The following is an 11872-nucleotide window of genomic DNA, read 5'->3' as shown; positions in this document are numbered from 1 at the left end:
CCCCGCTACTGCCTGGCGCCTACCCAAAACGCTGGGCTTAGCCTACGCCTGCGCCCCCAATGCCCGCCCGCCGGCACCTAGGGCCGCAAGCGCTGCAGCTCCACCAGCGCTTCCTGCGCTTGGGCACGGCGGCGGCGGTTCTTCTTCGAGTCTTTCTGCTCGTCTTCGGTGGCTTTGGTATAGCGGGCCGGGGGCGCGCCGGGCGGTGGGCCCGCCGCAAAATAGCCCGCCAGGTGCTGCTGCAAGGCGGGCGTGAGGTGCTCAAACTTGTGCTGGCCCAGCTCACGCAGCAGCTCGTCGTAGGTCACATCGGCCAGGATGTAGTCGGTGGGGTGCGTGGGGCGGCCGGTATCGAGGTTGGTATTGGGCAGCGGCGGGGCCAGGGCGGCCGTGTCGGTGGGCTGCACTTTGGTTAGGGTGCGGAAGCGGACGAGCGAGGAGTGGTAGCTTTTGTGAAAGCGTGCCCCATCCTCGGTAGCCGGCACCCGGAACGTGTACACGCGCAACGGCCCTATTTTGGGCAAAATATTAAGAACCCCCGACAGCAGCCGTGCGCCAAAGCCCGGCCACTCGTATTCCTTGCCGTACTCGCGCCGAAATTTGCGGCGGTTGGTGTGGTACACGTAATCGCGGCGGCGGGCGGTGGGGCTGGCCTTGCGGATTTCATCGCGCTGGTTGTGCCAGGCGGCGCGGGCCGCGGCGGGTAATAATTGATTGACGGCCAGACGAAAAGCCCCGATGCCCGCATCCACATTAAACAGCACTTGGCCCAGCTCCAGCCCGTAGGTTTGGCGAAAGGCGCGCTCCAACAGCACCTTCTCGACCCGAAAACCAATGTATTTGTGGTAGGCCTGCGAGCGGTAGCGCCCGGCCGCTATCTGCACCACATCAAACGAAAACTCGACCTCCGTGTGGTTGATGGGCGCCTGCTCGTACGTGACCACGGGGCCAAACTCGGTCTTCTTCTTGGGGTAGGTATTGGGCAGCACTAGGTTGGTGGCTTCGGGGTGGCCTTCGTTGTCGGAGGCATAGTGCGCCAGCGCCCCTAGGGCAAACGCGTACTCGTTGCGGTTGCGGGCCCCGCGCAGCAGGTTGCGCACAAAATCGCCCGAGCGCACATAGTGCGTGAGGTTGGTGAACAGGCTGGCCCCCAGCGGGTAGTAGCCCATGTCCTGAATAATAGCCCCGCCGTAGGCGTAGCTCTTAGCCTCGTCCTGCTGGTCGGGGGTGGCGCCGGGGTAGCGGCGCTGCAACAGCGGCAGCAGGCTGGTATCCCAGGTCGAGTCGATAAACGACTGGTGCGTGAGCACCGAGTAGGCCGCCGCCGGGGCCGCCGGGGCGAGCAACACGAGCAGCAGCAGCAGGCGAAAAAGGCGCATGGCAGGGCGAGGGAGGGAACGTAGAGAAATGGGCTGGCCGGAGCCAACCACCCAGGTGCGTGCCACCGAGCGGCCAGCGTAGCGCCGCCTAGGGCAGAAAATTATAGCTTCAGGGCCCGCAGCTTGGCCACGGCATCCAGGGTTTCGCGGCGCTTTTCCTTGTCTTTTTCCTCGGCGTCCACGGGCTCTTTCGGAATGTCGGCGCTGTTGAAGAAAACCAGGATATCCTTCTGCATAGTGGGCGTCATTTCCTTAAAGTCATTCTTGGCCAGCTTGCGCACCCACTCGCCGTAGGTGCGGTCGGCCAGCGGGTACTCGCCAATCTTGGTGGGGTGGCCGGTGTCAAAGTCCACGTTGGGCATTTGGGGGGCTTGACCCAGGGTAGGAGTTTGGCGGCTCAGCATCTGGGCGTAGCTCTGCACGGTTTCCTGGAAGCTGGCGCGAAAAATCCGCTGCGCCTCGGGCGTGGGCGCAATGAATTTGAGCGACTTGAGCTTGCCTACCTTAGGCAGCACCTGAATAATGCCCGCCACGATGCGCGCTCCAAACTTGGGCCGCTCGTAGTGCGTGCCATACAGGCGCTCGTACTCTTCCTTGCTTTCCTTGTACACGTAATCGCGGCGGCGCACGCGGCGGTTTACCTTGCGCAGCTCGTGGCGGTTAGCGCGCCACGCGGCGCGGCTGGCCAGCGGAATGAGGTTGCGCACCGCAAAGCGGTAGCTGCCCAGCGCCAAGTCCAAGTTCATTACCAGGCTTTTGAGCTCCAGGCCATACGTTTGGGCAAAGGCCCGCTCCAACAGGTCTTCGCTTACTTTGAAGCCAATAAAATCGTGGTAAGAATTGGAGCGGTAGCGCCCGGCGGCCAGCTGCACCACATCAAAGGCAAACTCGGTGCGGCCGTGGGCCACGGGGTCCTGCTCGTAAGTCACGACCGAACCATACTTCGCTTTCAACTCGGGAAACAGCAGCGGCACCGATTTATTGATGCCCACCTCGTGCCCGTAAATGTCGGCCGCGTAGTGCGCCAGCGCCCCCAGGGCAAACGCGTACTCGTTGCGGTCCTTGGCGTCTTTGAGCAGGTTCTCCACAAAATCGCCCGAGCGCACGTAGTGCGCTAGGTCAGTAAACAGCGCCGAACCAAAGGGATAGTACCCCATGTCCTGCATAATGGAGCCGCCGTAGGCGTAGGCTTTCGCCGCCCGAAACTCCTCGGGCGTGGCCCCCGGAAAGCGGCGCTCCAGGGCAGGTTTCATGTAAGGTGCCCAGCACGAGTCGATGCTGGCCTGGTGGCTCAGCACCGAATAGGCCTGCGCGGGCCGGGCCCCTAGCACCAGCCAGCCCAGCAGCACGCCAGCGAAAAAGCGTAGTAAATACACGGAAAGAAAGCGGAAAGAATAGAAGTGAAACAACCTCAACGGTGCAGCGGGGGTTTACGTTACTTTCCTATATACTGGGCTAATAGTCCTCTCCTATTGCTGCTCGGGCGGCGCACTCAGCCCCGCCGCCACTGGCCACGCCGAGCTGCGAAAAGCCACCGTGCGCAGCCCTAGGGCCGCAAAAGGCGGCGCCGGAGGTAGCAGCATAGTCTGCGCTAGGTCGGTACTCAGGGCCTCGCCCACGGTGCGCACCGCCCCGGCCGGCACCCCCAGGCGGGCCAGCTCGTGCAGCAGGGCCCAGCCGTTGAGCTCCGCAATGCGCACCAGCAGCAGCTCTTCCAGCGCGGCGCGGTGGCGCACCCGCGCCGGGTTGGTGCCAAAGCGCGGCTCGTCGGCCCAGCGCGGCCGTTGCAGCACGGCGCACAGCGTGCGAAACTGCGCATCGGTGCCCACAGCCAGCACCAGGCGCTGGCCATCGGCGGCGCGGTATACGGTGCCGTAGGGCACGATGCTGGGGTGGCCCGAGCCCAGCGGCTGCGGGTCATTACCGGTGGCGAGCCAGGTGGCGCCCTGGTTGGCCAGCGAGGCCAGGGCGCTGTCAAACAAGCTGACCTCCACCAGGCACCCTAGGCCGGTGCGCTCGCGCTGGTACAGCGCCGTGAGAATGCCTTCCTTGAGCTGGTGCGCGGCAAACAGGTCGATAAAAGCCACCGGCAGCTTCTGCGGTGGGTCGTGCGGGCCAGCCCCGTTGAGGTGCATAAAGCCGGTTTCGGCCTGCAACACCGCGTCGTAGCCCACCCGATTATATTCCGGCCCGTAGCCCGTGAGCTGGGCATAAATGAGGCGCGGGTTGGCGGCCGCCAACGCCGCATAATCGACGCCCAGCTTAGTGGCATCGCCGGGCTTGTAGCTAGCCAGCAGCACGTCGGCTTCGGTGGCTAGCTGCCGCAGCTCGGCCTGAGCGGCGGGCTGCGTTAGGTCGAGCCCTAGGGTCTGCTTGCCCCAATTAGAAGCCGCAAAGTAGGCCGACACTGAGCTGTCGGGGTCGTCGCCGGGCACGCGCCAGGTGCGCGTAACATCGCCGGCCGGGGGCTCTATTTTGAGCACCTCGGCACCGAGCTCGGCAAAAAACTGGCCCACCTGCGGACCGGCCAGCACGGCGGCTAGCTCCAGCACGCGCAGGCCGGCGAAGGGAAGAGAGAGTGTCATTACGATAATTTTCAGCCTTCTTGACAGCGTGTAGAGCCGCATCTTTGCGTCTCGTCGTTGTTCAGCTCGCCCAGCGGGAGACGCAAAGATGCGGCTCTACATCACCCTGTATCAGCAGCTTCGGCCACTGCCTACTTCACCACCCCGGCCCGCGCGAACACCGGGAACACCACCTCGCGCTCGCCGTCGCCCCAGAGGCGCGTCAGCTCCTCGGCCACCTGCGCTACGGCGTCGGCGCCGTCGTGCTGCTGAGCGTAATTGGCCACCGCCGACCAGGTGTACAAGTAGCCCAGAAACCACTCGGCCGACCACTGCTTGCGCACCACAAAGCGCGCTCGTTGCACCCTAGCAAAGGGAAACTGCAAGCGAGCGTACTCGTCCAGCACGTGCCAGCGGTTGGCATCCCAGTAGGGGCCCACGGTTTCGTTGTGGAAATGTAAAATCCAGGCGTCCAGCGCGGGTTCGCCGGTTTGCACCAGGCCGTAGCCCCACTCGGCCAGCACGGTGCCGGGGCCGGCCACCCGGCGCACCTCGGCGTGGTAGGCCGGCAGGTCGAACCAGTGCACGGCCTGGGCCACGGTTATCAGGTCGAAGCGCTCGTCGGGGAAGGGCGTGCTTTCGGCCTTGGCCACCCGGTAGTACACGTTGGGCAGCGGCGGCGCCTGCATCAGCTGGCTTTCGCTGAGGTCGGTAGCTTCTACTTCCTGAAAGTACTGCGCCAGCACGGCGGCCACCTGGCCATTGCCGGTGGCGCAGTCCCAGGCCCGGATGCGGCTAGGCACCTGCGGCAAAAGCCAGGCGTAGAGTTCAGTCGGATAATCAATACGATAGCGGGCGTACTGGGCAGCCTGGGCAGAAAAACGGTCGAGGGACATACCGGTGAAGGTAGGCGCTAGCTGGGCACTTATTCCGCTTACCTTTGTTGCTAGTTGCCAGAAACTAGTTGGTCGTTGTCGGGTTAAAAACCAGTTGCCCAGCGGCCGCAACCTAGCCACTAGCAACTACCCAAAAGCGGTTCGCTGACCGGGACTCAATAAGGTCAGCCCCTATCCTTTCACTTTACCAGCTGAACCTTTGACGTTCCACGAATTTAATCTCCACGACGACCTGCTGGCCGGCGTGGATGCCATGAACTACCTCAACGCCACGCCCATTCAGGAGCAGGCTATTCCTAAAATCCTGGCCGGCAAAGACCTCATCGCCTGCGCCCAAACTGGCACCGGCAAAACGGCCGCCTACCTCGTGCCGCTGCTCGACAAGATTTCGCACGCCGGGCACGGCACCACCAGCACGCTCGTGCTAGTGCCCACCCGCGAGCTGGCTACCCAGATTGACGAGCAGGTCACGGGCTTCGGCTACTTCGTAGAAGCCTCGTCCATTGCTATTTACGGCGGCGGCAAAAGCGAAAACTGGGAGCAGCAGAAACGCGCCCTCACCAGCGGCGCCGACATTATCGTGGCCACGCCCGGCCGCCTCATTGCCCACATGCAGCTGGGCTACGTCAAGTTTGAGGACCTCAAATACCTGGTGCTCGATGAGGCCGACAAGATGATGGACATGGGCTTTGCCGATGACATCCTGAATATCGTGCGCCAGCTACCTAAGCAGCGGCAGACGCTGCTGTTCTCGGCCACCATGCCGAGCAAAATCCGTGACTTCTCGCAGCAGATTTTGCAAGACCCCGACGAGGTGCGCCTCGCTGTGAGCAAGCCCGCCGCTGGCATCAACCAGCAGTTCTACATGACCTTCGACCACCAGAAACTGCCGGTATTGGAGCACCTCATCAAGGCCCAGGATGTGCAGAGCATGGTGCTTTTTACCAGCAAGAAAGCGGCCGTGGCCGGCATCGTGCGCTCGCTCAACAAGCTTGGTTTTCCGGCCCAGGGCATCAGTTCCGACCGCACCCAGGAGGAGCGCGAGGAAACCATGCGAGCGTTTAAGAACAAGCAATTCCCCATCCTCGTCGCGACCGACGTGGTGAGCCGCGGCATTGATATCGACTCGCTGAGCCACGTGGTGAACTTCGACGTGCCCCGCGCCGCCGAGGACTACGTGCACCGCATTGGGCGCACGGCCCGCGCGGCTACCACGGGCACGGCCATCACTTTCATCGCCGACCAGGACCAGGACCGCATCGTTAAAATCGAGAAGCTCATTGAGCGCGAAATCGAGAAGCAGGCCATCACCGAAGGCCTCGGCTATGGCCCGGCGCCCGAGTTTGACCCCAAGCGCTTCAGCGGCCTGGGTGGCAAAAGCGGCCCGCGCGACGGCCGCAGTGGCGGCTCAGGCGGCCGTGACCGCGGCCCCCGCCGCGAAGGCGAAGGTGGCGACCGCGACCGCGGCCCGCGCCCGCCCCGCGCCGAAGGCGACCGCCGCGAAGGTGGCGGTGGTGGCCGCGACCGTGGCCCCCGCCGCGACGAAGCCAAAAACGACCCGCAACGCGCTGAGCGTATGGCGAGTGCCGCCGCCCGCCTAGCGGCCATCGACGCCGGCCAGGCGCCGGTAGCACCCTACGTAGCACCCCCCCGCGAAGGCCGCCCGCCCCGCGAGCCCCGGCCCGAGGGTGAGGCACCACGTGCTCCGCGCCCACCCCGCGAACCTCGGCCCGAAGGTGAAGCACCCCGCACCCCCCGCCCGTCCCGCGAACCCCGACCCGAGGGCGAAACCGAAACCCCACGCGAGCCCCGCGCCGAGGGTGACCAGGCAGAAGGCCAGCGCCGCCGCAAGCGGGGCGGCCGCAACCGCAGCGGCCGGGGCCCCCGCCCCACCGAGGGCACCGCGCCTACCGCCGAAGCCCCGAGCCCCGCACCGGCCGAATAGCTACCCTAGGGCGCTGAGCACGTAGCGCGGATTTTCAATCCGCAAATAGTAAGCCTAGGTAATGCGCAGACTAAAAGCCCGCACTACGGCACCGCAGCCTTGAAACCCCGCTAGGTCCTGACAACCAAACGCCCGCCCGCAATATCCTTGCGGGCGGGCGTTTGCTTAGCTGCTACCCTTGGCCCTTTATGAAAGCCTAGCTGATACCTGGTTAGGCTTCCGCCGACGGGTGGTGGGCAGAACCAGCCAAAAAAGGAGGAAAAATACGGGCTTTTTTGCATATACGCAGCCTGAGCGAACTTTAAGGCCCGAAACCTTTTCAACGCAAGCTATTGTATATTAACCTTATAGTTCGTTTTTTACCTACTTAGGGCGGGAGCAATATAAGGCAAACTTTTGTTTTTTATTCCCCGCACGACTTTCTACCTTTGTGCCCCTATCGAAAGCTGCCTGCGCTCTGCCCAGAAAAATTGTGAATAAACCGTCGCTGTTGCTCCTGCCGGCCCTGGCTGCCCTGGGCCTCATTACCCAATGCCAGTCGAGCAAACCCGCCGCGACGGCCGCCGCCACCTCCTCCAGCACGGCCACAGTAGCAACTCCTAAGGAATACACTTATACCACCGTGCCCAACGACCCGTTGGGCGTGCGCGTGTACAAACTGGCCAATGGCCTGACGGTGTATCTATCTGATTACAAGAACGCGCCGCGTATCCAAACCTATATCGCGGTGCGGGCGGGCTCCAAGAACGACCCGGCCACGGCCACCGGCCTGGCGCACTACCTCGAGCACATGGTGTTCAAGGGCACCTCGCGCTTGGGTACTAAAGACTGGGCCCAGGAAAAGCCGCAGCTCGACAAAATAGAGGCGCTATACGAGACCTACCGTAGCCAGCGCAACGACCCGGCCGCCCGCAAGCGCACCTACCACCAAATTGACTCGATTTCGGGGGTGGCGGCGCGCTACGCGGTGCCCAACGAGTACGACAAGCTGATGGGTAGCCTCGGCTCGAAGGGCTCTAATGCGCACACCTCCAACGAGGAAACGGTGTACCAGGAGGATATTCCAAGCAACCAGCTCGAAAAATGGTCAGCTGTGCAGGCTGAGCGTTTCAAGGAAATGGTGCCGCGCCTGTTTCATACCGAGCTGGAGGCCGTGTACGAGGAAAAAAACCGCGGGCTGGATAGCGATTTTAGCAAAGAGTTTGAGACGCTGAACGCCAGCCTCTACCCGACCCACCCCTACGGCACGCAGACGACCATCGGCACGATTGAGCACTTGCAAAATCCGTCGATTACCGAGATTAGGAAGTACTTCAACCAGTACTACGTGCCCGGCAACGTGGCCCTCTGCCTCAGCGGCGACCTGGACTACGACCAGACCATCCGGCTGATTGATAAGTACTTTGGCGAGTGGAAACCACAGGCGCCGCCTACCTTCAGTGCGCCGGTAGAGAAGCCACTCGCGGCCCCGATTACGAAAGAGGTAGTGGGCCCGGCGGCCGAGAATGTGATGGTGGGCTACCGTTTTGCGGGCAAGGCCACCCGCGACGCTCTACGCCTGCGGATGCTGGATAAAATCCTGACCAACGGCCAGGCCGGCTTATTTGACCTCGACCTGAACCAGCAGCAGAAAGTGCTGCAAGCCAGCAGTTTCACGGACCTCAACGACGATTACTCGACGCACATTTTATACGGCAGCCCGCGCCAGGGCCAGAAGCTAGAAGAAGTGCAGAGCTTGATGCTGGCCGAGGTAGAGAAGGTGAAAAAAGGTGATTTCCCAGAGTGGCTCATTCCGGCCATCGTCAACAACGAGAAGCTGAACCGCACCAAGAGCTATGAAAGCAACGAGGCACGGGCCAGCGCCATGTACGAGGCCTTTATTGAGCGCGTGAGCTGGGCCGACTACGTAAAGCAGAACGAGGATTTTGGCACCATCACAAAGGCCGAAATAATCAAGTTTGCCACCGACAACTACGGCCCCAACGCGGTAACGGTGTACAAGCGCACCGGCACCGACCCCAACACGGTGAAGGTGGTTAAGCCCGCTATCACGCCGGTGCCGGCCAACCGCGACGCGGCCTCGGCCTACTACACTGAGGTGAGCAAGCTGCCCGCTACCGACCTCGCGCCGGTGTTCGTGGATTATAAAAAGGACATTCAGACGACCGACCTCAAGCCCGGCCTGCCGCTCTACTACACCCACAACGCGGAGAACGGCTTGTTCAGCCTGTTCTACGCCATCGACCTAGGCAGCAACAACGACCCGCGCCTCGACCTGGCCACCGACTACTTGCAGTACCTAGGGACCGGCAACTACTCGGCGGCGCAGCTCCAGCAAGAGTTTTACAAGCTTGGGTGCTCGTTTGCCGTCAGCAGCGGCCAGGACCGCATCCTGATGAGCCTCAGTGGCCTGGACAGCAACCTGGAGCCGGCCGTGAAGCTTTTTGAGCAGCTGCTCAACGCGCCCCGCCCCGATGCCGCAGCCCTGCAAAACATGGTGGCCGGCATCTTGAAGCAGCGCCAGGATGCCAAGCTCAACAAGGGCGTTATCCTGAACGCGGCCATGCTGAACTACGCTAAGTACGGCGCCAAGAACCCGTTTACGAACGTCCTCAGCGAGCAGCAGCTCAAGGCTTTGAAGCCCGAACAGCTTACGGCGCTGCTGAAATCGCTGCCTACGTATCAGCACCGCTCGCTGTACTATGGGCCGCGTGAAGTAACAGCCCTAGGTAGCGTACTACGCGCCAACCACCGCACGCCCGCTACCCTCAAGCCCACCCCGGCCGCCAAGGATTTTGCGGAGCAGCCTTTGAAAGAAAAGAAGGTATATTGGGTTGATTACAAGATGGTGCAGGCCGAAATCCTGTTCCTGACCAAGGGCGATTTATATAGCAAGGCAATGGCCCCCACGGTGGCGCTCTACAACGAATACTTCGGTGGTGGCATGGGCAGCATCGTGTTTCAGGACTTGCGCGAGAGCAAGGCGCTGGCTTATTCGGCCTCATCGCGCTACGCGAATGCGGACAAGACCGGGCGCTCGAACTACATCGTGAGCTACATCGGCACGCAGAGCGACAAGCTGCCCGAGGCCATGAGCGGCATGGAAAACCTGCTCACCGACATGCCGATGGCTGAGGCGAACCTGGTGATTGCCAAGCAGAGCATCCGCAACAGCATTGCCACCGACCGCATCACCCACGAAGGCGTGCTGCTCAGCTACGAGCGCGCCCGCCGCCTAGGGCTCGACTACGACCTGCGCCGCGATGTGTATGAGCAAACGCAGAACATGACTTTTGGCGAGCTCCAGAAATTTCAGCAAGCCAAAATCAAGGGCCAGAACCAGGTCATCCTGGTTATCGGCTCCAAGGACCGGCTCAACTTCAAGGAGCTGGCCAAGTACGGCAGCGTGGAGCAGTTGAGCCTGAAAGAAATATTTGGCTATTAAACATCTCTAACGCAGCGCCCCACCCCCCGGCCCCCTTTCCGAAAAGGAGAGGGGGAGCCGACCGCTAGCAGACGATTGCTTTTGTAAGGAAGTCGTCAGGCTCCCCCTCGCCTTTTAGAGAGGGGGCTGTGGGGGGTGAGATGCTGCACTCAACAACGACTACCCTCTTCCCACCCCCCAACCTGACTAAAACAGAATAACTTTTTCCTCATGGCAGAGCAGAAAATAACCATTAAGAATGGCAAGCTCAATGTACCCGACCAACCTACTATCCCCTTCATCGAGGGCGACGGCATTGGCCCGGACATTTGGCGCGCCTCGCAGCTCGTGTTTGACGCAGCGGTAGAGAAAGCCTACGGCGGCAAAAAGAAGCTGGTGTGGAAAGAAGTGCTGGCCGGCGAAAAAGCCTATAAGCAACTCAATAACTGGCTGCCAGCCGAAACGCTGGACGCTTTCCGCGAGTACCTGGTGGGCATCAAAGGCCCTCTGACGACGCCCGTGGGCGGCGGCATCCGCTCGCTCAATGTGGCCCTGCGCCAGGAACTGGACCTCTACGCCTGCGTGCGCCCCGTGCGCTACTACGATGGCGTGCCCTCGCCGGTGAAGCACCCCGAGCTGACCAACATGGTCATTTTCCGCGAGAATACGGAGGATATCTACGCCGGCATCGAGTACATGAACGGCACGCCGCAGGCCCAGAAAATGCTCGAATTCCTGCAGGATGAGATGGGCGTGAAGAAGATTCGCTTCCCCGATTCGTCGTCGTTCGGTATCAAGCCAGTGTCGAAAGAAGGCACCGAGCGCCTGGTGCGCGCCGCCATCAAGTACGCCCTAGAGCACAAGCTGCCGTCGGTGACCTTGGTGCATAAGGGCAACATCATGAAGTTTACGGAAGGTGCTTTCAAAACCTGGGGCTACGAGCTGGCCGAGAAGGAGTTTGGCGCTAAAGTATTCACCTGGGCGCAGTACGATAAAATCGTGGCCAAGCAGGGTGTGCAAGTGGCCGACGCCCTGCAAAAGCAGGCGCAGGACCAGGGCAAGCTCATCATCAAGGACAGCATCGCCGATGCGTTCTTGCAGCAAATCCTGCTCCGCCCCTCCGAGTACTCGGTGGTGGCGACCCTGAACCTGAACGGCGACTACATCTCCGACGCGCTGGCCGCCATCGTGGGCGGCATCGGCATCGCGCCGGGCGCCAATATCAACTACGTAACCGGCCACGCCATCTTCGAAGCGACCCACGGCACCGCGCCCAAGTACGCCAACCAGGACAAGGTGAACCCCGGCTCGGTTATCCTCTCGGGCGTGATGATGCTGGAGCACCTAGGCTGGAAAGAAGCCGCTGCCCTCATCAACAAAGGCCTCGAAGCCGCCATCGAAAGCAAGCGCGTAACCTACGATTTCGAACGTCAAATGGAAGGCGCTACCTTGCTCAAAACGAGCGAGTTTGCCGAGGAGATTGTAAAGAATATGTAATAGCTTGGCATTTGCCACTCAACGAAAAACCCCCGCGTTGGCCGTAAGGCTGGCGCGGGGGTTTTGCATAAAATCAGTTAGCGTTTTATACAAGCAATGAAACTCGCACCGGCCTATGCTGACTGCTGACCATGTACTGGCCGTGCTGGCCCAAACTGGCGCGAGTT

7 protein-coding genes are annotated in these 11872 nt (G+C 61.7%); 3 read left to right on the top strand and 4 right to left on the bottom strand.

Annotated features, from left to right (window positions below):
- Positions 1-77: 77 nt before the first annotated feature.
- The 4 genes from ACFSDX_RS19920 to ACFSDX_RS19905 all read right to left on the bottom strand — a co-directional run bounded on the left by ACFSDX_RS19920 (position 78) and on the right by ACFSDX_RS19905 (position 4839).
- Positions 78-1379 carry a zinc dependent phospholipase C family protein gene (locus ACFSDX_RS19920; protein ID WP_382316763.1) on the bottom strand — a complete coding sequence of 434 codons (1302 nt, stop codon included), beginning with the start codon at positions 1377-1379 and terminating at the stop codon, positions 78-80.
- A gap of 101 nt (positions 1380-1480) precedes the next feature.
- Positions 1481-2755 (bottom strand): zinc dependent phospholipase C family protein, encoded by a 1275-nt coding sequence (locus ACFSDX_RS19915; RefSeq protein ID WP_382316761.1) that lies wholly within the window; start codon positions 2753-2755, stop codon positions 1481-1483.
- A 93-nt stretch (positions 2756-2848) separates the two neighbouring features.
- On the bottom strand, positions 2849-3964 hold the full coding sequence (locus ACFSDX_RS19910) for a CaiB/BaiF CoA transferase family protein (protein WP_382316759.1): 1116 nt from the start codon (positions 3962-3964) through the stop codon (positions 2849-2851).
- A gap of 131 nt (positions 3965-4095) precedes the next feature.
- The gene (locus ACFSDX_RS19905) at positions 4096-4839 is read right to left on the bottom strand and encodes a class I SAM-dependent methyltransferase (protein ID WP_382316757.1); all 744 of its coding nucleotides are present in this window, start codon (positions 4837-4839) and stop codon (positions 4096-4098) included.
- Positions 4840-5038: 199 nt separating this feature from the next.
- On the opposite strand from ACFSDX_RS19905, the gene ACFSDX_RS19900 reads away from it, so the two are divergent.
- The 3 genes from ACFSDX_RS19900 to icd all read left to right on the top strand — a co-directional run bounded on the left by ACFSDX_RS19900 (position 5039) and on the right by icd (position 11705).
- Entirely contained in the window at positions 5039-6784 is a 1746-nt protein-coding gene (locus ACFSDX_RS19900) for a DEAD/DEAH box helicase (protein ID WP_382316755.1), read from the top strand.
- 472 nt (positions 6785-7256) lie between these two features.
- On the top strand, positions 7257-10229 hold the full coding sequence (locus tag ACFSDX_RS19895) for a M16 family metallopeptidase (protein ID WP_382316753.1): 2973 nt from the start codon (positions 7257-7259) through the stop codon (positions 10227-10229).
- Positions 10230-10439: 210 nt separating this feature from the next.
- Positions 10440-11705 (top strand): NADP-dependent isocitrate dehydrogenase, encoded by a 1266-nt coding sequence (gene icd, locus ACFSDX_RS19890; RefSeq protein ID WP_382316751.1) that lies wholly within the window; start codon positions 10440-10442, stop codon positions 11703-11705.
- The last annotated feature ends 167 nt before the right edge of the window (positions 11706-11872 follow it).

The sequence above is a fragment of the Hymenobacter bucti genome (assembly GCF_042681145.1).
Lineage (GTDB): Bacteria > Bacteroidota > Bacteroidia > Cytophagales > Hymenobacteraceae > Hymenobacter > Hymenobacter bucti.
Note: the sequence above shows the minus strand (reverse complement) of the source record. Positions and strands in the feature narration are given on the sequence as shown.